The 24,980-nt window shown below is 68.8% G+C and carries 24 protein-coding genes; 8 read left to right on the forward strand and 16 right to left on the reverse strand.

The genetic code is table 11. The annotated features are described in order from the left end of the window. From purH to dusB, 3 genes are read right to left on the reverse strand one after another with little or no spacing between them, the layout of a single operon-like run. Window positions 1-1,572: a bifunctional phosphoribosylaminoimidazolecarboxamide formyltransferase/IMP cyclohydrolase gene (gene purH / locus FN976_RS15770; RefSeq protein WP_145893989.1), complete on the reverse strand. Its 1,572-nt coding sequence runs from the start codon at window positions 1,570-1,572 to the stop codon at window positions 1-3. A gap of 10 nt (window positions 1,573-1,582) precedes the next feature. Next, window positions 1,583-1,819: a Fis family transcriptional regulator gene (locus tag FN976_RS15775; protein WP_145893990.1), complete on the reverse strand. Its 237-nt coding sequence runs from the start codon at window positions 1,817-1,819 to the stop codon at window positions 1,583-1,585. Beyond that, complete coding sequence (gene dusB, locus FN976_RS15780; protein WP_145893991.1) at window positions 1,816-2,853, reverse strand: tRNA dihydrouridine synthase DusB; 1,038 nt, start codon at window positions 2,851-2,853, stop codon at window positions 1,816-1,818. Before dusB ends, FN976_RS15775 begins: the two co-directional genes overlap by 4 nt. Before the next feature lie 130 nt (window positions 2,854-2,983). Between dusB and FN976_RS15785 the strand changes: the two genes are divergently transcribed. Then, window positions 2,984-3,454, forward strand: coding sequence for a YqaA family protein (locus FN976_RS15785; RefSeq protein ID WP_145893992.1), 471 nt, complete (start codon window positions 2,984-2,986; stop codon window positions 3,452-3,454). Between the two features lie 239 nt (window positions 3,455-3,693). On the opposite strand, the gene ychF is transcribed toward FN976_RS15785, so the two are convergent. Beyond that, entirely contained in the window at window positions 3,694-4,785 is a 1,092-nt protein-coding gene (ychF, locus tag FN976_RS15790; protein ID WP_145893993.1) for a redox-regulated ATPase YchF, read from the reverse strand. Window positions 4,786-4,816: 31 nt separating this feature from the next. On the opposite strand from ychF, the gene FN976_RS15795 reads away from it, so the two are divergent. Then, entirely contained in the window at window positions 4,817-6,655 is a 1,839-nt protein-coding gene (locus FN976_RS15795) for a sensor domain-containing diguanylate cyclase (RefSeq protein ID WP_186510921.1), read from the forward strand. Window positions 6,656-6,664: 9 nt separating this feature from the next. Here FN976_RS15795 and FN976_RS15800 read toward each other — a convergent pair whose 3' ends face one another. Beyond that, window positions 6,665-7,543, reverse strand: coding sequence for an MOSC domain-containing protein (locus FN976_RS15800; RefSeq protein ID WP_145893995.1), 879 nt, complete (start codon window positions 7,541-7,543; stop codon window positions 6,665-6,667). 65 nt (window positions 7,544-7,608) lie between these two features. Here FN976_RS15800 and FN976_RS15805 point away from each other — a divergent pair, with 65 nt between their 5' ends. Genes FN976_RS15805 through FN976_RS15825 form a run of 5 tightly spaced genes read left to right on the forward strand, consistent with a single transcriptional unit; the run spans window position 7,609 to window position 13,199 of the window. Next, window positions 7,609-8,748, forward strand: a complete 1,140-nt coding sequence (locus FN976_RS15805; protein ID WP_145893996.1) for an FAD-dependent monooxygenase — start codon at window positions 7,609-7,611, stop codon at window positions 8,746-8,748. Continuing rightward, window positions 8,745-9,515 carry a DsbC family protein gene (locus tag FN976_RS15810; protein WP_145893997.1) on the forward strand — a complete coding sequence of 257 codons (771 nt, stop codon included), beginning with the start codon at window positions 8,745-8,747 and terminating at the stop codon, window positions 9,513-9,515. The genes FN976_RS15805 and FN976_RS15810 overlap by 4 nt, the downstream gene beginning before the upstream one ends. After that, a complete protein-coding gene (locus FN976_RS15815; protein WP_145893998.1) occupies window positions 9,512-11,266 on the forward strand; it encodes a M61 family metallopeptidase in 1,755 nt (584 codons plus the stop codon). Before FN976_RS15810 ends, FN976_RS15815 begins: the two co-directional genes overlap by 4 nt. After that, a complete protein-coding gene (locus FN976_RS15820) occupies window positions 11,245-12,321 on the forward strand; it encodes a DUF3108 domain-containing protein (protein ID WP_145893999.1) in 1,077 nt (358 codons plus the stop codon). Before FN976_RS15815 ends, FN976_RS15820 begins: the two co-directional genes overlap by 22 nt. Continuing rightward, a complete protein-coding gene (locus FN976_RS15825; RefSeq protein ID WP_145894000.1) occupies window positions 12,318-13,199 on the forward strand; it encodes a VanZ family protein in 882 nt (293 codons plus the stop codon). The genes FN976_RS15820 and FN976_RS15825 overlap by 4 nt, the downstream gene beginning before the upstream one ends. Here the strand turns inward: FN976_RS15825 and paaK are convergent. Genes paaK through FN976_RS15840 form a run of 3 tightly spaced genes read right to left on the reverse strand, consistent with a single transcriptional unit; the run spans window position 13,175 to window position 15,722 of the window. Then, on the reverse strand, window positions 13,175-14,485 hold the full coding sequence (gene paaK, locus FN976_RS15830) for a phenylacetate--CoA ligase PaaK (protein ID WP_145894001.1): 1,311 nt from the start codon (window positions 14,483-14,485) through the stop codon (window positions 13,175-13,177). The two genes, FN976_RS15825 and paaK, sit on opposite strands and share 25 nt — an antisense overlap. Beyond that, on the reverse strand, window positions 14,482-14,916 hold the full coding sequence (paaI, locus tag FN976_RS15835) for a hydroxyphenylacetyl-CoA thioesterase PaaI (RefSeq protein WP_145894002.1): 435 nt from the start codon (window positions 14,914-14,916) through the stop codon (window positions 14,482-14,484). The genes paaK and paaI overlap by 4 nt, the downstream gene beginning before the upstream one ends. Next, window positions 14,916-15,722 (reverse strand): enoyl-CoA hydratase-related protein, encoded by an 807-nt coding sequence (locus FN976_RS15840; RefSeq protein WP_145894003.1) that lies wholly within the window; start codon window positions 15,720-15,722, stop codon window positions 14,916-14,918. The genes paaI and FN976_RS15840 overlap by 1 nt, the downstream gene beginning before the upstream one ends. A 93-nt stretch (window positions 15,723-15,815) precedes the next feature. Here FN976_RS15840 and FN976_RS15845 point away from each other — a divergent pair, with 93 nt between their 5' ends. Beyond that, the gene (locus tag FN976_RS15845; protein WP_145894004.1) at window positions 15,816-16,595 is read left to right on the forward strand and encodes an enoyl-CoA hydratase; all 780 of its coding nucleotides are present in this window, start codon (window positions 15,816-15,818) and stop codon (window positions 16,593-16,595) included. 451 nt (window positions 16,596-17,046) lie between these two features. On the opposite strand, the gene FN976_RS15850 is transcribed toward FN976_RS15845, so the two are convergent. The 8 genes from FN976_RS15850 to FN976_RS15885 are packed head-to-tail and all read right to left on the reverse strand — an operon-like array spanning window position 17,047 to window position 24,969. Beyond that, window positions 17,047-17,895 (reverse strand): class I SAM-dependent methyltransferase, encoded by an 849-nt coding sequence (locus tag FN976_RS15850; RefSeq protein WP_145894005.1) that lies wholly within the window; start codon window positions 17,893-17,895, stop codon window positions 17,047-17,049. After that, complete coding sequence (locus FN976_RS15855; RefSeq protein ID WP_255440472.1) at window positions 17,892-18,452, reverse strand: DUF1415 domain-containing protein; 561 nt, start codon at window positions 18,450-18,452, stop codon at window positions 17,892-17,894. Before FN976_RS15855 ends, FN976_RS15850 begins: the two co-directional genes overlap by 4 nt. Further along, complete coding sequence (locus FN976_RS15860; protein WP_145894007.1) at window positions 18,445-19,092, reverse strand: hypothetical protein; 648 nt, start codon at window positions 19,090-19,092, stop codon at window positions 18,445-18,447. The genes FN976_RS15855 and FN976_RS15860 overlap by 8 nt, the downstream gene beginning before the upstream one ends. Next, the gene (locus FN976_RS15865; protein WP_145894008.1) at window positions 19,089-20,303 is read right to left on the reverse strand and encodes an MFS transporter; all 1,215 of its coding nucleotides are present in this window, start codon (window positions 20,301-20,303) and stop codon (window positions 19,089-19,091) included. The genes FN976_RS15860 and FN976_RS15865 overlap by 4 nt, the downstream gene beginning before the upstream one ends. After that, a complete protein-coding gene (locus FN976_RS15870) occupies window positions 20,300-21,439 on the reverse strand; it encodes a deoxyguanosinetriphosphate triphosphohydrolase (protein ID WP_145894009.1) in 1,140 nt (379 codons plus the stop codon). The genes FN976_RS15865 and FN976_RS15870 overlap by 4 nt, the downstream gene beginning before the upstream one ends. Window positions 21,440-21,448: 9 nt before the next feature. Further along, on the reverse strand, window positions 21,449-22,555 hold the full coding sequence (gene aroB / locus FN976_RS15875) for a 3-dehydroquinate synthase (protein WP_145894010.1): 1,107 nt from the start codon (window positions 22,553-22,555) through the stop codon (window positions 21,449-21,451). Between the two features lie 9 nt (window positions 22,556-22,564). Then, window positions 22,565-23,071 carry a shikimate kinase gene (locus FN976_RS29500; protein WP_489885983.1) on the reverse strand — a complete coding sequence of 169 codons (507 nt, stop codon included), beginning with the start codon at window positions 23,069-23,071 and terminating at the stop codon, window positions 22,565-22,567. A gap of 17 nt (window positions 23,072-23,088) precedes the next feature. Further along, a complete protein-coding gene (locus tag FN976_RS15885; RefSeq protein WP_145894012.1) occupies window positions 23,089-24,969 on the reverse strand; it encodes an Ig-like domain-containing protein in 1,881 nt (626 codons plus the stop codon). Between the last annotated feature and the right edge of the window lie 11 nt (window positions 24,970-24,980).

Genomic DNA, 24,980 nt, shown 5'->3' on the forward strand with positions numbered 1-24,980 from the left:
TCAGTGCCGGAAGTGCCGCACGCCTGAAAACACCATGGCCACGCCGCGCTCGTCGGCGGCGGCGATCACTTCCGCATCGCGCATGCTGCCGCCGGGCTGGATGACGCAGGTGGCGCCGGCATCGACCACGACGTCGAGGCCGTCGCGGAAGGGGAAGAACGCGTCGCTCGCGACCACCGTGCCCTGCAGCGACAACTTGGCGTGTTCCGCCTTGATGCTCGCGATGCGGGCGGAATCGAGCCGGCTCATCTGGCCCGCCCCCACGCCCATGGTCATGCCGCCCTTGCAGAAGACGATGGCGTTCGACTTGACGTACTTCGCCACCTTCCAGGCGAACAGCAGGTCCTGCAATTCGTCCGGGGTCGGTTGCTTCTTCGTCACGACCTTGAGGTCGGCCAGCGCAAGTTCGCGGTTGTCTGCAGTCTGCATCAGCAGGCCCGAGCCCACGCGCTTCACGTCCATCGCGTTGCGGCCCTGGTCCCAGTCGGTCGGCCCGCCCGGCGGCAAGGCGATCTTCAGCACGCGCACGTTCGCCTTGGCCTGGAAGATGGCCAGCGCCTCCGGCGTGAACTCCGGCGCCATCAGCACCTCGACGAACTGCTTCGCGACGGATTGCGCCGCGGCTTCGTCCACCGTCCGGTTGAAGGCGATGATGCCGCCGAAGGCGGAGGTGGGGTCGGTCTGGAACGCCTTGCCGTAGGCCTCCAAAGCGCCCTTGCCGACCGCCACGCCGCAGGGGTTCGCGTGCTTGACGATCACACAGGCGGGTGCGTCGAAGCTTTTCACGCATTCCCACGCCGCGTCGGCATCGGCGATGTTGTTGTACGACAGCTCCTTGCCCTGGAGCTGCTGCGCCATCACCAGCGAGCCGGGCGCCGGATGCAGGTCGCGATAGAACGCCGCCTGCTGATGCGGGTTCTCGCCATAACGCAGGTCCTGCAACTTGACGAAGCGGCCGTTGGCCTGACCGGGGAACAACGTGCGGCCGCCCTCGGGTTGCAGGCTGGAGAGATAGTCGCTGATCGCGGCGTCGTAGTTGCTGATGCGGTTGAAGGCAGCAACCGCCAATGCGAAGCGGGTCTTCTCGGCAATCTTGCCGTCGGCGCGCAACTCGGCCAGCACCTGCCCGTACTGGCTCGCGTCGGTCAGCACCGCGACGTCCTTCCAGTTCTTCGCCGCGCTGCGGACCATCGCCGGCCCGCCGATGTCGATGTTCTCGATGGCGTCCTCCAGCGTGCAGCCCGCCTGGCCCACCGTCTGCTCGAACGGATAGAGATTCACGACGAGGATGTCGATGGTGTCGATGCCGTGCTGCTTGAGCGCCGCCACGTGTTCCGGGACGTCGCGCCGCGCCAGCAGCCCGCCGTGCACCTTGGGGTGCAGCGTCTTCACGCGGCCGTCCAGCATCTCCGGGAACCCGGTGACCTCCGCCACTTCCGTCACTGGCAGGCCCTGCTCGGCGAGCAATTTGGCCGTGCCGCCGGTGGAGATGAGGCGGACGCCGAGCGCGTGCAGGGCCTGGGCCAGGTCGACGATGCCGGCCTTGTCGGAAACGGAGAGGAGTGCTTGCATTTCTGAGGGGTTATTTGAGGAGCTTGTGCTCGATCAGCTTCTTGCGCAGCGTGTTGCGGTTCAGGCCCAGCCATTCCGCCGCGCGCGACTGGTTGTTCTCGGCTTTCGCCATCACCACCTCGAGCAGCGGCTTCTCGACCGCCTTCACCAGCATTTCGTACATGCCGTCGGGCTCGGTCCCGCGCAGGTCCCGGAAGTACCCCTCCAGGCTGGAGCGCACGCACTCCTCGATGTGCTTCTTGCTCATTCCTGTTCCGCGTGTTCGGGCGCTGCAGGCACGTTGACCGCCGGCATGCGATCGGTGTGCCCCGCGAGTTCGTCGAAGAAGGCGGCCACACCCTCGTGCTGCGCGCGGCTGTCTTCGACCAGGTTCATGCGGTCGCGGAACTCCGCGCCGCCCGGCAGGTGCTTCACGTACCAGCCGATGTGCTTGCGGGCGCTGCGCACACCCGTGTACTCGCCATACAGCGCGTAGTGGTCCTCCAGGTGCGCCAGCAACGCGCGCCGGACTTCCGCCACCAGCGGCGGCGCCAGGTGCGTGCCGGTGGCCAGGAAGTGCGTCACCTCCCGGAAGATCCACGGCCGCCCCTGCGCCGCCCGGCCGATCATCACTGCATCGGCGCCGGTGGCGCGCAGGACGTCCCGCGCGCGCTCAGGTGTGTTGATGTCACCGTTGGCCACGACCGGAACACCGACCGCGTCCTTCACGGCCGCAACGGTTTCGTATTCGGCTTCACCGCGGTAGCCCTGCTCGCGCGTGCGGCCGTGCACCGTGAGCATCGCGATGCCACTGTCAGCGAAAGCACGCGCCAGCACCACGGCATTGCGATGCTCGCTGGACCACCCGGTGCGCATCTTCAAGGTCACGGGCACGCCGTGCGGCTCGCACGCCCGGACGACGGCCTGCGCGATGGCGATGGCCAGCGGCTCGTCCTGCATCAGCGCGGACCCCGCCCACTTGTTGCACACCTTCTTGGCCGGGCAACCCATGTTGATGTCGATGATCTGCGCGCCGCGCTCGACGTTGTACGCCGCGGCTTCGGCCATCATCGCGGCGTCGGTGCCGGCGATCTGCACGGCCACCGGCCCGGGCTCGCCGGTGTGGTCGGCCCGGCGCGAGGTCTTCAGGCTCGCCCACAGCTCGCGGCGCGAGGTGACCATCTCGCTCACCGCGTAGCCCGCGCCGAAGGCGCGGCACAACTGGCGGAACGGGCGGTCGGTGACTCCCGCCATCGGCGCCGCGAACACGTTGTTCGCGAGGGAGTGCGGGCCGATGTTCATGCGGGGGTGTCTGGGGCATTGCCGAAAAAAGAGGCACGATTGTAGGCCCGGCCGATTTCAGCGCTTGAAACGAAAAACTGCGTATGCGCCTACAGGTCCGCGGCACTTGACTGGCTTAACATGCGCCCGGATGGAAGAGTGGATGAACTCGATGCTGGCCCTGCTGGCGCTGCCCCAGTACGGACTGTCCACGCTGTTCGTCGCGGCCTTCATTTCGGCGACGCTGTTGCCGATCGGGTCGGAGCCGGCGCTGTTCGGCCTGCTCAAACTCAACCCCGACATCTTCTGGAGCGCAGTGTTCGTCGCCACCGCGGGCAACACCCTGGGTGGGATGCTCGACTTCTGGATCGGCTACGGCGCCCACGAGGTGCATGACAAGTACAGCAAGTCGCGCTCGCACGTGAAGGCGCTGGCCGTGCTGGAGAAGCTCGGCCCCAAGGCCTGCCTGCTCGCCTGGCTGCCGCTGGTCGGCGACCCGCTGTGCGCGGTGGCCGGTTGGCTGCGCATGTCGTTCTGGCCCTGCGTGGGCTACATGCTGATCGGCAAGTTCCTGCGTTACCTGGTCATGACGGCGGCGCTGCTCTGGGCTTTTCCGCACTGAACATTCGCCCCCGGTGCTTCCGCCGACTGCTCCGGAGAGGCCGGCTGGGCGGCAATGCCGGCGGCCGCGAGCAACAGCGCGGCGGACAAGCCGACTTCCCAGCACCGGAGCAACTTGCGCCGAAGGCGCGCGGATCGCATTGAAATGGCCATGCAACACTCCCAGGTGAAGCGCCGCGGCCGAAGCCGGGGCGTGGAAGCATCATGCGCCGCGCGGGACGCGGAAAGCTGTGAACTCGGCTAGCTGCTGAAAAGGAAGTTCATCACGTCGCCATCCTTCACGACGTAGTCCTTGCCTTCGCTGCGCATCTTGCCCGCGTCCTTGGCGCCCTGCTCGCCCTTGAAAGCGATGTAGTCGTCGAACGCGATGGTCTGGGCGCGGATGTAGCCCTTTTCGAAGTCGGTATGGATCACGCCGGCGGCCTGCGGGCCGGTGTCTCCGACATGGATGGTCCAGGCGCGCACTTCCTTCACGCCGGCGGTGAAGTACGTCTGCAGTCCGAGCAGCTTGAAGGCCGCACGGATCAGCCGGTTCAGCCCAGGCTCGTCCTGGCCGATCTCGGCCAGGAACATCTGCTTGTCCTCGTCGCTCATGTCGGCCATCTCGGCTTCCATCTTGGCGCAGATGGCCACCACCGGCGCGTTCTGCGCAGCCGCGTATTCGCGCAGGCGGTCGAGGTACGGGTTGTTGTCGAAGCCCTTCTCGTCCACGTTGCCGACGAACATCGCCGGCTTGGCGGTGATCAGGCACAGCGGCTGCAGCAGCGGCAGTTCTTCCTTGCTGAAGGCGATGGTGCGGACCGGCTTGCCCTCGTTCAGGGCCGCCTGGCACTTCTCGAGGATGGCCACCAGCTTGGCGGCTTCCTTGTCGCCCGAGCGGGCCGTCTTGTTGTGGCGGTGCAGCGCCTTTTCGACGGTGCCCATGTCGGCCAGGCACAGCTCGGTCTGGATCACCTCGATGTCCGAGATCGGGTCCACCTTGCCGGCGACGTGGATGACGTTCTCGTCGTCGAAGCAGCGCACCACGTTCAGCGTGGCGTCGGTCTCGCGGATGTGCGCCAGGAACTGGTTGCCCAGCCCCTCGCCCTTGCTCGCGCCCGCGACCAGCCCGGCGATGTCGACAAACTCGACAATGGCTGGCACGATGCGTTCAGGCTTGACGATGGCGGCCAGCGCGGCGAGGCGCGGGTCGGGCAGTTCGACCACGCCGACGTTGGGCTCGATCGTGCAGAAAGGATAGTTTTCGGCGGCGATTCCCGCCTTGGTCAAGGCGTTGAACAAGGTGGATTTGCCAACATTGGGCAGCCCCACGATCCCGCACTTCAAACTCATGTCAGTTCTCGCAAATGAAGCCCGAAAGTGTATGCGATGCATCACGGTGCCGGGCTGGCTGCTGGCTGGGGCGCTCCTGCTGGGCCTGGCGGCCCCGGGTGCGCGCGCTGCACCCACCCCGGCCGGAACGCCGAAGATCGAAACCCTGGTCCTGCGTGACGCGCAGCAGGCCATCGACGTGGAAGACCTCGCCGAGGTCTGGATCGACACCCGGGGCGACGCCACCATCGAGCAGGTGGCCAGCCGGGACGGCCTCGCGCGCTTCCAGCCCGCCCAGCCGGGCACCATCCACTCGCTGGGCCCGGCGGCCGCGCTCTGGCTGCGCTATCGCCTCGTGCGCGGCATCAACGAGCGGCAGGACTGGCTGATCGAATTCCCGATGCCGGTGCTGGACCGGGTCACCGTCTACCAGGCCGAAGGCACACGCTGGCGCGGCGAGACCGCGGGCGACACCATGGCGGTCGAGCGCTGGCCCGAGGCCGGCCGCCACCCGTACTTCCGACTCGAGCTGCCGCACGGCCAGGCGTTCGACGTCTTCGTGCGCATCCGCCACGTGACCTCGGCCAATTTCCCGGTCCGCCTGACCACCGGGTTCGCGCACAACCAGCGCATCCAGCTCGAATACCTGGGACTGGGCTGCACCTTCGGCGCCCTGTTGCTATTGATCCTGGCCTGCCTGGCCCAGAGCTGGGTGTACCGCGACAGCGTCTATGCGTGGTATGCCCTCTATGCCCTCGTCACGGCACTCGCGGTCGCGGCCTACACCGGCGTCACCGCCCACCTGCTGTGGCCCGGCTTCGGCATCCTGGGCGACTCGCCACAATCCATGCTCGCCTTCCTGGCCGGCGCCTCGGCACTGCTGTTCGTGCACAACCTGGTCGGGATCCCGGCGCGCTTCCATTGGCTGGACCGGCTCATCTTCGGCCTCGGGGTGGCCGGCCTGCTGCTGGCGGTGACCCCGCCTTTCCTGCCCAAGATGCCGGGCTTGATGCTGCTGAGCGGCTACATGGTCGCGTCCATCCTGATCGTCGTCGCCGTGGCGCTGGCCGCCTGGCGCCGCGGGGACGTCGTCGGGCTCTGGGTCTTTGCCGCGTACGTGCCGCTCACGCTGTCGGTTGCGGCCAGCATCGTGCGGCTGTTCGGCTGGTTGCCGGTGTCCTTCGGGACGCAATACGCCGTGGTGGTCGCGATGGCGATCGAAGTGCCGATGCTGCTGGTGGCGCTTTCGATCCGCTCGCGGGAGCGGCACGGCGCCCAGATCCGCGAGCAGGCGCTCTCGACGCAGGACGCGCTGACCGGCCTGCTGGCGCCGCACCTGTTCAATGACCGGCTGCGGCAGGTGGTGGCGCGCCACAAGCGGGACCAGGACAGCGCCGCCATCGTGTTCATCGACCTGGTGAACCACTCGCGGATCAAGGACTACTACGGCTCGGCGGTGGCGGAGCAGAGCCTGCTGCGCAGCGTGATCAAGCTGCGGCGGCTGCTGCGCGACGTCGACACGGTCAGCCGCATCGGCGAGGCGCGCTTCGGGGTGATCCTGGAGGGCGTCTCCTCCCGCACCTCGGTGACGGACCGCGCGGCCCGGCTGATCGCGGCGGGCCTGATGCCGCTGTCGGGCCTGAAGCCGGACGTGACGCTGCAGTTCCACATCGCCGCCGTGCTGCTGGACGAGCGGCCGATGGACGCGCATGAACTGGTCGACGGGCTGGTTTCCCTGATGGCGAGCATGTCGCCGCGCACGCGCCGGCCGATCCGGTTCATCGCCCCGGAGAACACCCATCCGTCACCGCTGGCGACCGATTCGTCGCTGCTGTCCGCTGAAGACGAGCAGCCGGCGCGCGGCAAGCCCCCGCTCGCGGCAGTCAAATAGCCGGCGCCCTCAGTCGAACGCCCAATCGGCGGTCACCGTCTGGCCCACGCGCAGCGTGGCATCCACGCCCTGCTCGACGATGAGGTTCATGCCGAAGCTGATGGCGCCGCCCAGGATCTCGTTGCGGCGGTAACCCTGCAGCGTGTCACTGACCACCGGGTCGATCTCCGCCGTGGCGGGGTCGACATTGGGAATGGGGCAGCGCGCGCATGGCTTCACGGCGCGCAGCCGCACTTCCCCAGTCTCGGTGGCGATGCTCAGGGTCCCCACCCGGTCCTCGTCGTGGGCCTCGACGCCTTCGAGCACGATGTTGGGCCGGAAGCGCTCCATGCCCACCGGCGCGCTGCCTTTCGCCACCAGCTTGTCGTTCAGGAGGTCCAGCGAAGCCGTGCTGGCCACGAGGATGGGATAGCCGTCGCTGAACTGGTTCAACGCCTCCGCGCCGCCCGTCCACGCCGGGTTCGACAGCCGGCGGTGGTCGGGGTCGAAGCGCACCAGGCGGAGCTTGCGGCCCAGGAAGTCGGTGAACCACTGCGCCGCCGTCCCGCCCATGTCGAAGGCCTGGACCTCGTCGTCCCAGATCCGCACCCGCACCGGCTCTTCGACGGTGTCGATGGACAGGTGCAGCGCCAGCATGTCGGGCGCGCGCAGCACCACGTCCAGGTGCTTGAGCTGCGGCCGGATCAGCGCCATGCGCGGCAGCTCGCGTTGCGAGACGAATTCGCCCGCCTCGTCGACCACCATCCAGGCGCGGTCCAGGTCGAAGCCGGTTTCGGCCAGGACCGCCTCGGACAGCTCCACGCCGGCGCAGGACTTGACCGGGTAGACGAAAAGGCGCGCGATCCGGGCGTGAACGTCTGGCGCGGCGGCGGCGGTGTCGTTGCTCATGGGGATGAAGGGCGATTGGGAGCGGGCCAGCCGTGATTGTGCCCGCCTCCTACAATCCGCCTCCTATGGGCGCTCCTCTCGACGTTTGCATCCGTGGCGCGGGCATCGTGGGGCGCACGCTCGCCCTGCTGCTGGCCCGCGACCGCCTGCGCGTCGGCCTGGTCGAGCAGCCGGACGGGCGCACCGGCTCGCAGAGCGACGTGCGCGCCTATGCGCTGAACACCGCTTCCGCGGAACTGCTGCAGCGCCTGCGGGCCTGGCCGGACGAGGCGCACGCCACCCCCGTGCTGGGCATGGCCGTGCAGGGCGACGACGGCGGCCAGGTGCGTTTCAACGCCGCGGACGAGGGCGTGCCGGCGCTGGCCTGGATCGTGGAGGTGGAGCCGTTGCTCGCGCGCCTGGCCGAGGCGGTGCGCTTCCAGCCGCAGGTGGAGCCGCTGCAGGCACCGCAAGCGGCCGCGCTGACCATCGTCTGCGAAGGCCGGGCCGCCGCCACCCGGGCCGAGTTCGGCGTGCAGTTCGACGTCACTTCATATCCCCAGCGCGCCATCGCGGCGCGCCTCCAGTGCGAGAACGGCCACGGCCAGGTGGCCCGCCAGTGGTTTTCCGACGGCGACGTGCTGGCTTTGCTGCCGCTGGGCGGCCCCCAGGGGAACTCGGCCGCCCTGGTGTGGTCTGTCCAGGAGGCGCGGGCCGACGAGTTGCTGGCGATGCCGGCCGCCGAATTCGAAGGAAGGCTGCAAGCAGCCAGCGGTGGGGCGCTGGGCCGGATGACGCTCATCAGCGAGCGCGCTGCCTGGCCCCTGCAGCGCGCGCAGGCCGACCGCTGGTGCGGTCCCGGCTGGGCCCTCGCGGGCGACGCTGCGCACAACGTGCACCCGTTGGCCGGTCAGGGCCTCAACCTGGGCCTGGCGGACGCCCGGCAACTCGCGGATGTGCTGCATGCGCGCGAGTACTGGCGTGGCCTGGGCGATGCCAGGCTGCTGCGGCGCTACGAACGGGCACGGAAGGCGGATGTGCTGGCGATGGGCTGGGCCACGGACGGCCTGCAGCAGGTTTTCGCGCAGCCGGCCGAGGCCTGGGCCTTGCTGCGCAACTGGGGCATGCGCGGTTTCGACCGCAGCGGCCCCTTGAAACATTGGGCGGTACGCCAGGCGATGGGCCGGGCGGCGCCGGGATTGACGTGGACTGGAAGAAGAACATGAAACCGATTCGAAGCGCCCTGGCGGCGACCCTGGTGGCGCTGGCCGCGCTCGCCGCCGTGCCCGCCTTGCGCGGCCAGCCCACGGTCGCCCAGGCGAGCTCGGGACCAGCGCCCGCTTCGGTGGACGCGATGCTCCGCAAGAACCTGGCCGAGCGCGTCCCCAACCTGGGCAAGATCGACGAGATCACCCGCACGCCGATGAACGGGATGTATGAAGTCCGGGTGGGCACGGAGCTGTTCTACACGGACGCCGAGGGCAACTATGTGCTCAATGGCCAGATGCTGGACACCCGGCAGAAGAAGAACCTGACGGAGGAGCGGCTGGACAAGCTGCTCGCCATCGATTTCGATGCACTCCCCATCAAGGATGCTTTCACCATCGTCCGCGGCAACGGGAAGCGCAAGCTCGCCGTCTTCGAGGATCCCAATTGCGGCTACTGCAAGAAGTTCGAGCGCGACCTGCAGAAGGTGGACAACGTGACGGTCCACATGTTCCTGCTGCCCATCCTGGGCGCCGACTCGGCCGACAAGTCGCGCAACATCTGGTGCGCCCGCGACAAGGGCAAGGCCTGGATGGACTGGATGACCCGTGACCAGGCCGCGCCGCGGGCCGAGTCCGGCTGCGACGTGACGGCGCTGGCGCGCAACATCGACTTCGCCCGCAAGTACAACATCAGCGGCACGCCCACCCTGTTCTTCGCCAACGGCACCCGCGTGCCGGGCATGATCCCCGCGGCCGAGGTCGAGAAGCTGCTGGCCGCCAAGTGAGCGCCTCCGGACCCGCGGCCATCCACTACCGGGTCGAAGCCGCCGACGCCTTCGCGCACCTCTTCCGCGTCACCCTGACGATCGCGCAGCCGGAGGCCGCGCAGGACGTCTCTCTGCCCGCGTGGATCCCCGGCAGCTACCTCCTGCGCGAATTCGCGCGGCACCTGCAGAAGCTCGGCGCGCGGCAGGATGGCAAGGCGGTGGCCGTGCACCAGCTGGACAAGGCTGGCTGGCGCGTGGAATGCGTGCCTTCCCGCCCGCTGGTCCTGAGCTATGAGGTCTATGCGTTCGACAACTCGGTGCGCACCGCGTGGCTCGACGCGCAGCGCGGCTTCTTCAACGGCACCAGCCTGTGCCTGAAAGTGCACGGGCAGGAGAAAGAGGCCCACGAACTGGAGCTGGTCGCCCCACGCGACTTTCCCCAATGGGAGGCCGCCACCGGCTTGGCGCCCCTCAAAGTGGGCAAGCGCGGCTTCGGCAGCTACCTCGCCCAGGACTATGACGAACTGGCCGATTGCCCGGTGGAGATGGGCCCCTTCTTCAGCGCCGGGTTCAAGGCGGGCGGCGTGCCACACCGCGTGGTGGTCGCCGGCGCCGCCGATGGCTTCGACCATCAGCGGCTGGTCAATGACATGCAGAAGATCTGCGAGGCGCAGATCCGCTTCTGGCACGACAGGAAGCGCCCCCCGCACAAGAACTACCTCTTCATGATCAACGCGGTGGACGACGGCTACGGCGGCCTCGAGCACCGCAACTCCACGGCGCTCATCGCCTCGCGGCGCGACCTGCCGCGCGTCGGCGAAAGCCGCCTGGGAGACGGCTACACGACGCTGCTGGGCCTCGTCAGCCACGAGTACTTCCACACCTGGAACGTGAAGCGGCTGCGGCCGGCGGAGTTCGCGCACTACGAGTATTCGCAGGAGAACTACACGCAGCTGCTGTGGTTCTTCGAAGGCTTCACCAGCTACTACGACGACCTGCTGCTGCGCCGCTGCGGCCTGATCGACGATGCCACCTATCTCAAGCTGCTGACCAAGACCGCCAACCAGGTGCTGCAGGCGCCGGGCCGCGAGGTGCAGTCGGTGGCGCAGGCGAGCTTCGACGCGTGGGTCAAGTACTACCGGCAGGACGAGAACACGCCGAACGCGACGGTGAGCTACTACACCAAGGGCGCCCTGGTCGCGCTCTGCTTCGACCTCACCTTGCGCGCCGAGGGCCACGCCACGCTGGACGACGTGATGCGCGCCCTGTGGGTGCGCTGCAAGGGCGGCCCGATGGCGGAGGCGGACTTCGCCGCCGTCCTGAAGGACCTGGGCGGACGCGCCTTCACGCGCGAACTGGCTGCATGGGTCCATGGCACGCGCGAACTGCCGCTGAAGGAGCTGCTGGAGAAGCAGGGCGTCGCCGTGCTCGAGGAACCCGCGCAGCTGCAGCAGCGGCTCGGCCTGCGGTGCAGCGAAAGCCAGGGCATCGTCGTGAAGACGGTGCTGCGGGGCGGCGCCGCCGAGCAAGCCGGCCTGGCCGCGGGCGACGAGTGGTTGGGCGTGGAGGCCGGCGGCAAGGCATGGCGCCTGGCCAAGCTGGACGACCTCCTGCTCTATGCCGGCAGCCAGCGCAAGGTGACGGCGCTGGTGGCGCGCGACCGCCGCATCCTGCGGCTCGACCTGCAGCTGCCGGCGGGTGTGACGACGTGGCGGCTGGTCATGCGCGAGGCCGCGCGGGCGCAGGCGTGGCTGGCTCCCCAGGACTGATCCGTACGCGTTGGCGGCTGCTGCTGCCGGTGCTGGTGCTGGGCGTGCACGCGCTGGCGCTCGACCAGCTGGCGCGGCATCTCGCGCCGCCCACCGTGTTGCAGACCATGGCGCCGCCGCTGTACACCCGTCTGCTGCAACCGGCGGAACCGGCGGTCGTAGTGACCGTCCCTCCCGCACCGGCGCCACCTGCCGCGGGGTCTCCGACCCGGGCGACGGCGCGCACGGTGAAGCCACGCCCCGCGGCATCGCAGCCCAAGGCGCCTCCCGACGATGCGGCAGCATCCATGGCGCCAGCGGCGGCCGCGCCGGAAGCCGAGGCGTCACCGGTCACCGCAGGACCCGGGCCAGCGCCCGCCGAAACCGTGGCGGCGGCTACGCCCGAAGCGGCGGCGCCCGCGCCTCCCTCCCTCGACGACTGGCCGCGCGACACCCGCCTGTCGTACCGGTTGGGCGGGCGTTACCGCAGCGGTGACCTCTACGGCGATGCCCGGGTGCAATGGCAGCGCGAGGGCAGCCTCTACCAGGTCCGCGTCGACATCGACGTCACCCTGCTGGCGACGCTGGTCATGACCAGCCAGGGCGACGTGACACCCGGGGGCTTGATGCCGCGCGCCTACGAGGAGGTGACCTCCCGCAAGCGGCGCGCCGCCAGGTTCGGCGAAACGGCGCTGGAGCTGGAGAACGGCCGCAGCGTGCCTCGGCCGGCGGGGGTGCAGGACACGGCGAGCCAGTTTGTCGAGCTCGCGCATCGCTTCGCCACCGGGCGCGAGACCCTGGAGGTGGGCCGCAGCGTGAGCTTGTGGCTGGCGCGGCCGGGTGCGGTCGACCGCTGGACCTATGACGTTGTCGAGCGGGAGATCCTCCAGACGCCGAACCTGGGTGCCGTCGAAGCCTTCCACCTCAAGCCGCGGCCGATCGCCAACCCGCGCGGCAACATCACCGCGGAGATGTGGTTCGCGCCCAGCCTGCAGTACCTGCCGGTGCGCATCCGCGTCAGCATGGGCGAGCAGGCGCAGGTCGACCTGCTGGTCGACCGCATCGAACAGAGATGAACGCGCCGGCGGCCGGACACCCGCGGGCGACGGAGTGGGGCCGGTGGGCGTGGCCCGCCGCGGGCGCCTATTTCCTCGCGACCAGCTTGGGGCACCTGGAGTTTTCGATCTGGCTGGTCCGCAATCGCACGGCCAGCTGGGGGACCTGGTCTTTTCGGCACGCCGTGCCCGCCCTGGTCGTGCTGGGCACGGTGCTGCTGGTCACCTGGCTGATGCGCCGCGCGGCCAGAAATCCGGGAACCATGCGCACGGCCCTGCCCTACTGGGCCACCTGGTTGGCTTGCGTGGCACTCACCGATCGTTTCCTCACCTATTCCATGAACGAGTACGCGCACTACCCGCAGTACGCGCTGCTCGCCTTGCTGCTGGCCCGCGCGCTGGACCCGGATGGCAGCCGGGGCGCCGGTGCGCGCGTCCTCTTCTGGACCACGGCGCTCGGCATGGTCGACGAGCTGATGCAGTACTTGTGGATCGCCGCCGGTTACGGGCACTACCTCGACTTCAACGACTTCCTGGTCAACCTTCTCGCGGGGGCCGCGGGCGTGATGCTGTACTACGGCGTGCCTCGCGCCAAGGGCGCGCCCATGGCGAAGCTCACGCGGGTGGAGTGGTTCACTGCGGCGATCCTGGCCGCCGTGCTCATGCTCGGGTTCGCCGCCGGATGGGTGGTGCTCTCGCCGGCCCCTGGCACGGTGGTACCAGCGGGCGGCTGGCTGAACGGCCAGTTCCACCTGCAGCGCGCGCCCGACTGGTATCTCTCGTGGCAATGGGGTCCGCACCGCGGCAGCTACCTGGTGCTGCCGCCGGCCGCCGGGACGGCGCTGCTCTTCGCGCTCTTCGCGCTCTTCGCGCGTTACGCGCCCGGCGCGCGCCGCTGATCCACGACCCGCCTGGCCTTGCCCATGCTGCGTTCGATCCCGCCCGAAGGCCGCAACTCGATGCGCGCGCTCGTGCCGATGTAAGCCTTGATGTCGTGGGCAAGCCGGTCCGCGGCCCCGCGCGCTTCACTGCTCTCGTGCGCCACGCCCTGGCTCGCTTCGACGGCGACCGTGAGCGCGTCCAGCGGCCCTTCACGCGTGAGGATGCACTGGTAATGTGGCGCGAGCTCGGCCTGCCGCAGGATCAGCTCCTCGATCTGCGTCGGGAAGACGTTGACGCCACGCACGATCATCATGTCGTCGCTGCGGCCGGTGATCTTCTCCATGCGGCGCATCGTGCGGGCCGTCCCCGGCAGCAGGCGCGTGAGGTCGCGGGTGCGATAGCGGATGATGGGCAGCGCCTCCTTGGTGAGGCTGGTGAAGACCAATTCACCGAGTTCGCCGTCGGCGACCGGTTCGCCGGTTTCCGGATTCACGATCTCGGGATAGAAATGGTCCTCCCAGATCGTCGGGCCGTCCTTCGTCTCCACGCATTCGTTGGCGACACCGGGCCCCATGACTTCCGACAGGCCGTAGATGTCGACCGCCTCGATCCCCATGCGCTGCTGGATCGCGAGCCGCATGTCATTGGTCCAGGGCTCGGCACCGAAGATCCCCAGGCGCAGGCTGGATGCGCGCGCGTCCAGCCCCTGCCGGTCGAACTCGTCGGCGATGGCCAGCATGTAGCTGGGCGTCACCATGATGATGTCGGGCCTGAAGTCGTGGATCAGTTGCACCTGGCGTTCGGTCTGGCCGCCACCGAAGGGAACGACGGTGAGGCCCAGGCGCTCGGCGCCGTAGTGCGCGCCGAGGCCGCCGGTGAACAGGCCGTAGCCGTAACTCACGTGCACCATGTCGCCCGGCCGCGCGCCGGCGGCGCGGATGCTGCGCGCCATCACGTGCGCCCAGGTGTCGATGTCGTTCTGCGTGTAGCCGACCACGGTGGGCTTGCCGGTGGTGCCGCTGGACGCGTGGATGCGCACGCACTGCTCGCGCGGGACGGCGAACATCCCGAACGGATAGTTGTCGCGCAGGTCCAGCTTCGTGGTGAACGGGAACTTGCGCAGGTCGGCCAGCGAGCGCAGGTCGTCCGGATGCACGCCGGCGGCGTCGTACTTCTTGCGGTAGGCCGGCGAGTTCGAATACGCATGGCGCAGCGTGGACTGCAGGCGCTTCAGTTGCAGCGCGCGCAGCTCGTCGATGCTCGCCTTCTCGATGGGTTCGAGAGGGAAGGTCCTGGCGTTCATGTCTCCTCCGGAATCACCGTGCCCTGGATGCTGGTGCTCTTGCCGCGGAACAGTGCGACGACCTCCCGCCGCTGGTTGGTCACCTTCATGTCGTAGATGCCGTGCCGGCCCGACAAGGTCTGCTCGACCCCTTCGCAAGTGAGCACGTCGCCCAACTGTCCGGGCTTCAGGAATTCGATGCTGCAGCCCGCCGCCACCGTCACCTTGTTGTGGCTGTTGCAGGCGAACGCAAAAGTCGAATCCGCCAGCGTGAAGATGAAGCCGCCGTGGCAGATGCGGTGGCCATTCAGGTGCAGCTCCTTCACCTCCATGCGAAGGACGGCGCGGCCCGGCTCGCAGGCGACGAGCTGCATCCCCATGGTGTCCTTGGACGCGATGTCTTCGGCCCACATCGCCGCGCCCACCCGCGCGGCCAGGTCGTTCGCCGCCATCACTCGCCCTTGAATTGCGCCGGGCGCTTCTGCAGGAAGGCGGAGACGCCTTCGATGTAGTCGTGCGTCTTGCCGAGGCCCGACTGCGTGTCGCGCTCCAGGTCCAGCTGAGTGTCGAGGTCGTTCGACGCGGCGGCGCGCAGCAGCTTGCGCGTCTGCACCAGGGCCTGGGTGGGCATCGTGGCGAGGCGCTCGGCAAGCTTCATGGCTGCCGCCACGCAGTCCTCGCCCTCCGGCGCCACGTCCCAGATCATTCCCCACTCCTTCGCATCCCTGGCGCTCAGCTTTTCCGCGAGCATCGCGCAGCCCATGGCGCGCGCCAGGCCCAGCTTCTTGATCAGGAACCAGGTGCCGCCCGCGTCCGGGATCAGGCCGATCTTGCTGAAGGCCTGGATGAAACTGGCGCCGGACGCCGCCACGGCGAGGTCGCATGTCATGGCCAGCGAAGCTCCCGCCCCGGCCGCGACGCCGTTGACGGCAGCGATGGTGGGCACGCGCAAGTCCATCAGCTTGCGCACCGTGGGGTTGAACCGCTTGTCGATGACGGGGCCCGGGTCGGCGCGGCGCACCATGTCGGGCCCGGGCGCGAAGTCGAACTCCGCCAGGTCCGCCCCGGCGCAGAAGCCGCGGCCGGCGCCGGTGATCACGAGGGCGCGGATGGCTTTGTCAGCGTTGATGCGATCGAACGCCTGCCAGAGCGCGTCATGCATCGGGCCAGTGAAGCTGTTCAGTGCCTGGGGCCGGTTCAGCGTGACGAGCGCGACGGCGCCGCGCTGCTCGAAAAGGACGGGGGTTTCCTCGTTCATGGCGTCTCCTTGGCCTGGACTTTAGCATTTTCGACCGAGCGGTCGGCGAAAAATTTGCTCGGTATAGTGGCAGCCATCGCCTGGAGAAAACGCATGACTTACGAAACGATCGAAGTGCGCACCGAAGCCGGCAAGGTCGGCATCGTGACGCTGAACCGCCCCAAGCAATTGAACGCGCTCAACGATCAGTTGATGGACGAACTCGGGACCGCGCTGAAGGCCTTCGACGCCGACCCCGCGATCGGCTGCATGATCGTCACGGGCAGCGAGAAAGCCTTTGCGGCCGGCGCAGACATCGCCGCGATGGCGAAGTACACCTATGCCGATGTCTATGGCAAGGACTTCATCACCCGCAACTGGGAGACCATCCGGTCGGTGCGCAAGCCCGTGATCGCCGCGGTGAGCGGCTTCGCCCTGGGCGGCGGCTGCGAGCTGGCGATGATGTGCGACTTCATGATCGCCGCCGAGAACGCGAAGTTCGGCCAGCCCGAGATCAAGATCGGCATCATCCCCGGCGCCGGCGGCACGCAGCGCCTGCCGCGCGCCATCGGCAAGTCCAAGGCCATGGAGATGGTGCTGACCGGCCGGATGATGGACGCCGCCGAAGCCGAGCGCGCCGGGCTGGTGAGCCGCGTGGTACCGATCGACAAGTTGATGGACGAAGCGCTGGCGGCGGCACTTTCCATCTGCGAAATGCCGGGCCTGGCGGTGATGGCCGCCAAGGAAGCGGTGAACCGCTCGTTCGAGGGCGGGTTGTCGGACGGCGTGATGTTCGAGCGCCGGGTCTTCCATTCGCTCTACGGCACCGAGGACCAGAAGGAGGGCATGGACGCTTTCCTGGCGAAGCGCAAGCCGGCGTTCAAGAATCGGTAACACCGAGCGTCGGCTCGCCTCGACCTCGCGGGCAAAGCCGCACGCGGGCGGGCTGTGGCGCGCTGGCACGGCGTTCGTCGGGCCGCTTACGGCCCTACCGAATCCCCTGCGACGGCCGGTCATGCGGCCCCGCGGGCGAACTCACTCCGCGCCCTACGGGCGCTGCGTTCAAACAGCGCCCGCGAGCATGATCACGTACGCACGGCTCGATCCGCAGCCCTGCGGGCCGCTCTCGTAGCCGCGCTGGGCCGCAAGACCGGCCGTCGCAGGCGCCTGGGCCCTGATGCGCGCCACAGCCCGCCCGCGTGCGGCTTTGCCGGCACATCGAGGTGCGCCACTAATCGCATGCCGGCTCTTCGGTTTCAGTCACGGCAGCGGAGAGCTTCTGGTCGAATGCCACCACGGTTCCTGCAACGCCGCGAGGAGGCGGCGCGCAAGGAGCTGAACGTAGCTAGACTGCGGACTGCGGCAACCCAGGAAACCGCTCGGCTTCCAACGCCTGCAACCCGAACTCCGCCAGCAGCGCCCGCAACCGCTCCGCCGCGCTGCGCTTGCGCTGCGCCGTGGCGCGCGCCAGGATCAGCTCGTTCTTCATGCTGTGTTCCCAGCCGACGAGCTCGGTCACCGTGACCTGGTAGCCCATGGCTTCGAGGTACAGGCAGCGCAGCACGTTGGTCAGCTGGCTGCCCATCTCACGCGTGTGCAACGGATGCCGCCAGAGCTCCGACAAGGGGGTTCGCGCCAGTGCCAGGGCCTTGGTTTGCCGCAGGCAGGCGGCGACCTCCGCCTGGCAGCACGGCACCAGCACCATGCAGCGCGCCTGCTTGCGCAGGCCGAAGGCGATGGCGTCGTCGGTCGCGGTGTCGCAGGCGTGCAGGGCGGTGACCACGTCGATGCGCTCGGGCAATTCACTTGATCCGGCCGCATCGGCGGCGCTCAGGTGCAGGAAACTCATGCGCTCGAAGCCCAACCGCTGCGCCAGCGCGCGGGAGCGCTCCACCAGTTCGGCGCGGGTCTCGATGCCGTAGATGTGACCCGTCCCGCGCGGCCGGAAGTACAGGTCATACAGCAGGAACCCCAGGTAGGACTTGCCGGCGCCGTGATCCGCCAATGTGGGACCCGACGGCGACTCCGGCAGTTCGACCAGCAGCTTTTCGATGAACTGGTAGAGATGCGTGACCTGCTTGAGCTTGCGCCGCGAGTCCTGGTTGATCCGGCCCTCGCGCGTGAGGATGTGCAGTTCCTTCAACAGCTCGGTTGACTGGCCGGGTTTCAGGTCCAGCGCCTGGGCGTCCTTCATCGCGATGCTCCGACGCCCAGCGCGGCCCAGCCCGCCGGGCCGAGCCGGCGCAGCGTGTGCTGGTTGGCTTCGTAGATCGCCGCCGCGTCCTGGATCGCCGCCACCGCGCGTGCGACGCTGTCCTCGCGCAGCAGGTGCAGGATCGGGTACGGCGCGCGGTTGGTGAAGTTGGTGATGTCGTCGGCCTCGGCGTCCGCGAACTGGAACGCCGGGTGGAAATGCGCGACCTGCACCACGCCTTCCAGGCCACGCTTGCGCACGAGGCGCTCCGCCTTCCGCGCCCACGCATCGAACGAGAGAAAGTCCAGGGGGGCATGCGGCAGCACGAGCAGCGTGGTGTCGCGCTCGGCCGCCGGACGCGCCAGCAGATCGTCGAGTTCGTGCGCGAAGGCGTCCAGGGCGCCGACCAGGTCATGCGCTTCGCTCGCCGCGAAATGCACCTGGTCCTTGACGGCCACCGCCTTCGCGAAGGGGCACAGGTTCAATCCGATGACCGCGCGTTCCAGCCAGCGGCGCGTGTCCGCCAGCACGGCCGGGGCGGCAGCGGCGTCAGACAAACCGGCTTTCCTGCCCCACGATGCGCTTCGCCAACTCGTCGAGCAGGTCATGGTTGATGCGCTCCGCGGGGTACATCATCTCGCTCAGATCGAAGCCGGAGGTGTTGACCAGGCGGAACAGGAGCTGGCCCTTGTCATGGTCCGCCGTGACGTTCACGTAGCCACGCGTCTGCGTGAGGTATTCGAACTGGATCGCCTGCAGGGCGTTCTTCTCGGGATGGCGGATCTCCTTGCGCTCGTGCCTGACCTGCCCGAGCGCGAGCCGGCCCTCCACCCGCTTCAGGTCGGGCGGGAAGTTGACGCTGACGAGGCCGCCGACCGGCTGGCCGACCTGCGGCACCACGTCCCAGCCGATGCCGACGCTGTCGAACACTTCCTTGTTGCGCACGGTTTTCCGCCGCGAATCGACGGTGAATCCCGTCGCCTTCATCTGCGGCCAACGGACCTTGCCGTCCAGGGAGAAGCCGGGCACCGCCGGCTGCAGCACGTTCAGCTGCCGCGCCAGGTCCTGCAGGTAGTAGAGCAGGAGGTCGCAGGCCTTTTGCAGGCCCGCCGTGTACGCCTCCAGCTGCTGCGAGTTCTCGAACTGCTGCGTCTGGAGGGCCTTGGCCTGGTTCTTCAGCTGGTTGAGAAAACTCATGACGCGGTGCTCCCGTGGCCTGGATTTTGCCGCATCGCCCGACCCAGCAGGGAGGCAGTCAGGGCGCCGGCAGCCGCGAAAGCACAGGTCACCCACCAGGCGGCGTCCCAGCCGTTGCGCGCCGCGAACCATGCGACGGCGGGAGGCCCACAGAACTGGCCCACTGCCGACCATTGCTGCATCCAGCCGACCGTCGTGGAGACGGTGGCGTCGTCCGGGGCCAGCCGCACGGCGAGCGCGAAGAGCGTGCCCGGAATCAGGCCTCCGACCGCGGAGAACACGAGGACGCCGGCGTAGCGGCTCAGAGCGACACCCGTCGACGCTTCCGCCGTCCACGGTGCGAATGCCAGGACCGCCCCCAGCGCCATGGCCCCGTACCCGGCATGCAGCAATGCGGTCGCGGTCCAGCCCCGCCGCAGCAGCCGCCCGGACGCGATGTTGCCGAACGCGTTGACACCTGCGGCCAGGGCCGTGGCCAGTGCCGCGTGCCCGGCATGCCATCCGGCCTGGGCATAGATCGTGGGCAGGAATCCAATGACGGCCAGCCATTGCCCGGAATAGAAGGCGAAGGCAAGTGCCGCCAGCCAGGGGCCCCGCGCCTGCAGCGTGCGCACCAGCCTGTCTCGCACGCCGTCGCCGCGGCCTGCCGCCGCCTGGTCCAGAGAAGGCGGCAACGCCAGCCAGAGCCACAACGCCATCGCCAGCGAGATGCCGGCCAGCAGGCGCCACCACCCAGGCCAGCCCGTCCACGCGATCGCCGCCGGGCCGGCGAGCAACGCGGCCGCCGTCCCGAGCGGCATGTAGGCGCCCCACCACCCCACTGTGAGATGCAGCGCGCCGCCCTCGACCAGCCGGCGGATCAGCGCCGGCGCCGGCAACGTGGCCAGAAGGAAGCCGAGGCCTTCGCACGCGCGCAACGCGAGCAGCGCGACGGCGCTCGACGCTTGCGCCCCGAGCAGGCTCGCCACTCCGAGCAACACGAGGCCGCCCGTCATCGTCCGCCTCAGGCCCAACGTGTCGGCCGAGACGCCGACCAGCAGCCCCAGGCCCATGCCGGCGAACTGCATCATGGAGAGCAGGAAGCCGGCCTCCAGCAGGCTCACCCCCAAGGCGTCCCTCAGCACCGGGATGGCAGGCGGCAGCTTGCCGACGTGCAACGCGGCACTGATGCCGGCCAGCACGACCAGCGCGGCCATCCGCTGGCCGGTCATTGCTGCGCAGCCAGCAGCCGGCGCCCCGTGAGGCGCTCGTGCTCACGCAACGCGAAGCGGTCCGTCATGCCGGCGATGTAGTCGGCGACAGCGCGCGGCGCGTCCGGCCGCGCGGCGAAACCGGCCTGCATTTCGCCGGGCTGGGCCAGGTACCGCCCGAACAGTTCGCGCACCACCTCCTGTGCCTGGCCGGTGGTGTCCATCACCCGCGGATGGCGGTACAGGTTGCGCAGCAGGAAGCGCTTGAGCTCGGACGACTGGGCCGCCGCCGCCGCACTGAAGGCGACCAACGGAGGCGCTGCGCGCACGGCTGCCGCGTCCGGCGGGGCCGTGCGTTCCAGCGCGCTCCGGGTTTCGTCGATCACGTCGTAGACCAGCGCGCTCAGCATGCGGCGAATGCTTTCATAGAGCAGCCGCCGGCCCTGCAGCCCGGGATGGACCTCCAGCGCCGCGGCGAGATGCGCGCCAAAGAGCGGCACCTGCTCCACCTGTTCGAGCGTGATCAGCCCGGAGCGGACGCCGTCGTCGATGTCGTGGGCGTTGTAGGCGATCTCGTCGGCCAGGTTGCAGAGTTGCGCCTCCAGGGAGGGCTGGGTGCGGTCGAGGAAGCGCCGGCCGACGCCTCCTGGTTCGTCGCGCTCCAGTGCTTGTGCGTTGGCGCGCGAGCAGTGCTTGAGCACGCCTTCGCGGGTCTCGAAACTCAGGTTGAGGCCGTCGAACTCCGGGTACCGCTCCTCCAGCTGGTCGACCACGCGCAGGCTCTGCAGGTTGTGTTCGAAGCCTCCATGCGGCTTCATGCAGTCGTCCAGCGCGTCCTGCCCCGCGTGGCCGAAGGGCGTGTGCCCCAGGTCATGGGCCAGGGCGATGGCCTCGACCAGGTCTTCGCACAGGCCCAGCGGCCGCGCGATGGAGCGTGCCAGTTGCGCGACCTCCAGCGAATGCGTGAGGCGCGTGCGGAACAGGTCACCCTCGTGGTTCAGGAACACCTGCGTCTTGTAGACGAGGCGGCGGAATGCGGTGGAGTGGACGATGCGGTCGCGATCCCGCTGGAAGGCCGTGCGCGTCGGGGCGGCCGGCTCGGCGAAACGGCGGCCGCGCGAGCGGGCCGGATCGCACGCATACGGCGCCAGCAGCATGGCTTCGCGTCAGCCGCTGCAGGCGGCGATGGCTTCCCGCACCAGCGCGTCGGGCGCTGCGCGCACGCCGGCCCGCCCGGGCGCCTCGATCACCACGAAGCGGATCTGGCCGCCTTCCGCCTTCTTGTCCACGCGCATCAGTTCCAGGTAGCGATCGGGCGCGAGGTCCGGGCCGGTCACCGGCAGCCCCGCACGGGCGATGAGCGCCGTGACGCGCGCCACGAAGGCTTCGTCCACCAGGCCCAGCAGCCGCGAAAGGTGCATCGCCATGACCATGCCGCAGCCCACGGCCTCACCGTGCAGCCACTGCCCGTAGCCCATGCCCGCCTCGATCGCGTGACCGAAGGTGTGGCCGAAGTTGAGGATGGCGCGCAGGCCCGCCTCGCGCTCGTCCTGGCCGACCACCCAGGCCTTGATCTCGCAACTGCGCCGCACCGCGTGGGCCAGGGCGGCGGTGTCCCGCCGCACCAGGGCGTCGAGGTTCTGCTCCAGCCAGTCCAGCAGGGCCATGTCGGCGATCGGTCCGTACTTGATCACCTCGGCGAGGCCGGCGCTGAATTCGCGCGGCGGCAACGTCTGCAGCGTGGCCAGGTCGCACAGCACGCGCGCCGGCTGGTAGAACGCGCCGATCATGTTCTTGCCCAGCGGATGGTTGATCGCGGTCTTGCCGCCGACCGACGAATCCACTTGCGCCAGCAGCGTCGTGGGCACCTGCACGAACGGAACTCCGCGCATGTAGCTGGCGGCGGCGAAGCCGGCCATGTCGCCGACCACGCCGCCGCCGAGCGCGAACAGCACGGTCTTGCGGTCGCAGCTGTGGCCGAGCAGGGCATCGAAGACCAGGTTGAGTGTCTGCCAGTCCTTGTGGGCCTCGCCGTCCGGCAACACCACCGTGTGCACGGCTGCGTAGCGCCCGGCCAGGGCGGCGCGCAAGCGGTCGGCGTACAGGGGCCCGACCACATTGTTCGTGACGATGAGCGCGCTGGCCGCGGCCGGCAATCCGTCCCAGGCGCTGGCCTGCTCCAGCAAGCCCGCGCCGATGAGGATGGGGTACGAGCGATCGCCCAGTGCGATGTCGACCTGCTGGGGCGCGTGATGAGATCCGGCTTGGGGCATGCCCCGAGTTTAAGGGGGCGGCGGCAGCAGGCCGGCCAGCTCCAGCTGCATGACGATCATGTTCACGAGCGTCGGCACCGACGGCCGGCCGGTCTCGATGACGAAGTGGGCGGTTGCGCGGTAGAGCGGATCCCGCTCGGCGAGCAGCGTCCGCAGGCGCGCCAGCGGGTCCTCCACCTGCAGCAGCGGCCGGTTCTGGTTGTGGCGCACACGGCGGTAGACCTCCTCCGCCGAGGAACGCAGGTACACGACCTGGGTCGATTCGTGGAGTTTGCGCCGGTTGGCCTCGCGCAGCACGGCGCCGCCGCCGGTGGCCAGCACGCAGCCGGCTTGTGAGGCGAGTTCCGCGATGACCTGCTCTTCGACGTCCCGGAAGGCGGCTTCGCCCTCGCGGGCGAAGTAGTCCTTGATCGGGCAGCCGAGGCGCTGCTCGATCACATGGTCGGAATCAAAAAAAGGCAGCTGAAGCCGCCTTGAGAGTTGCCGCCCGACAGTGGATTTACCACTGCCGGGCATGCCGATGAGAGTGAGGATCAGGGAGGCGTGCAGAAGGACGGGGCGAAGGCACCGAACGGGCTCGTCTGGTTCGCCGGGGTCGCGGCCGAGGTCATGTCAGCCAGCGACGCGCCCAGGAGATACTCCTGCCGCTTCACCGATTCCGTGCCGCCCACGAACGCGCGGGCCGTGATCATGGTGTTCACCCAGGTCGAGTAGTTCTCGCCGTACTGCAGCTTGAAGGTCGCGAAGCCATTGGCGTCCGTGGTGACCGAGGCAGGTGTCACGACGACCGGCAGTCCGGGGTCCAGACGGCCGTTGCCGTTCTCGTCCTCGCCCACGTCCAGCACGCCGTCCCGGTCCAGGTCTTCGTTGATGCACCTGCCGGTCTCGGTTTTCCTCCAGGGGCCCGTGGGACGCGGGAAGCCGCCGACGTCGATGACGATGTCCACGTCGTAGCTGCCGGTCATGTAGTAGAGCGGCAAAACTTCGAGATTGACGATCCGGCTGGACGCGGGCGTCCCGTTGGCATCCGTCACGTAGACGGAGAAGGCCTTCTCGTAGGTCTGCTCGTTCAGGTTGGTGATGGTGTTGCTGGTCGCGATCGAGATGAACAGCGCCTGCGCGTTCACGGTCACGTTGGCCCTGCCGGACACCGACGTGCCCGCCACCGTCGCCTCGATCTGGACGCCATTGTTCGCCGTCGTCAGTCCGCCCGGAATGAAGGCCGTCTGGGCGATGCCATTGGCGTTCGTCACCGCGGAGGCGGGGCTCAGGACGCCGTTGCTGCCGTCGACAAGCAAGGTGAAGTTGACGACCTGGCCGGCCACCGGGTTGCCGATCGGGTCACGCACCGTGGCCACCAGCACCGACTGGATGGCCGAGTTCGCAGACGTGTTCGGCGCGATCGCGCCCGGGTTGGCCTGGAGGACCAGGGAGCTGGCTTGCGTCGCCTGGTACGTCACGGCCAGGCTGGCTTGCGCCGTCGGCACCTGGGCGATGATATTGGCGGGGCCGGCACTGTTGGAGCTGACGACAGCGGAAGCGCGCCCCTGGGAATCAGTCACTGCGCTCAGCGGAGTGATCACGCCGCGGGTCGTGCTGAAAGTGACAGCCTGTCCCGCCGCGGCGCTGCCGTTGCGACGCAATTCGACCGTCACCGTCTGGGTGGTACCGACCGGGATCGTGCTTCCCGACGCCAGAGCGGAGAAACGGAAAGCATCGGGACTGACGCTGATCACCGACGTGCCGGAGGCGCCCATACCAGTCGCGGTGAGCGTGTCCGTTCCCGCGGCAGCCGCCGTGAGCGTGAACGTCGCGACACCCTGCGAGTTGGTCGTGGCCGACGCCGGGGTGATGGTGTTGCCCGTGCTGGAGCGGAGCGCCACCGAGGAATTGGGGATCGGCGCACCCGTGGAATCCAGCGCGCGCACCGTGATCTGGGCCGTCGATCCAAGCAGGAGCGAGGTGTCGCCCGACAAGGTGAGGGTGGTGCCGGTCACCGGGATCACGACCTGGCGGCTGGTGTTGCCCGCCGTGACGGTCACCGTGATGGTCCGGTTGGTCCGGTCGGAGCCGGGCGTCAGGCTCACGGAGGTGATCGGTTCGCCAGCTGCGCCGGTCTTCGGAACCGGGAGCGCACCGATCAGGCTGCCCGAACTGGACGAGAACGTCACCGTCTGGCCCGGGATCGCCTGGTTGTTCGCATCCTTGGCGACGACCGTGAAGCTCAGGCTGCCGGTCGCACCCGATGAAAGTTCAGGCGACGAGGTGAACACCTCGAGGTTGGCTGCCACGGGCGTTGTCGTGCTCCCGCCGCCGCCACCGGGATTCGTGCCCGGGCTTCCGCCGCCGCCGCCGCAGGCGGCCAGGGCGGCCGCCAGCAGCAGGCCTCCCAGGAATTTCAATTTTCGAATCATCTCGTACGTCC

It is taken from the genome of Caenimonas sedimenti, assembly GCF_007833165.1.
GTDB classification, from domain to species: Bacteria; Pseudomonadota; Gammaproteobacteria; order Burkholderiales; family Burkholderiaceae_C; genus Ramlibacter; species Ramlibacter sedimenti.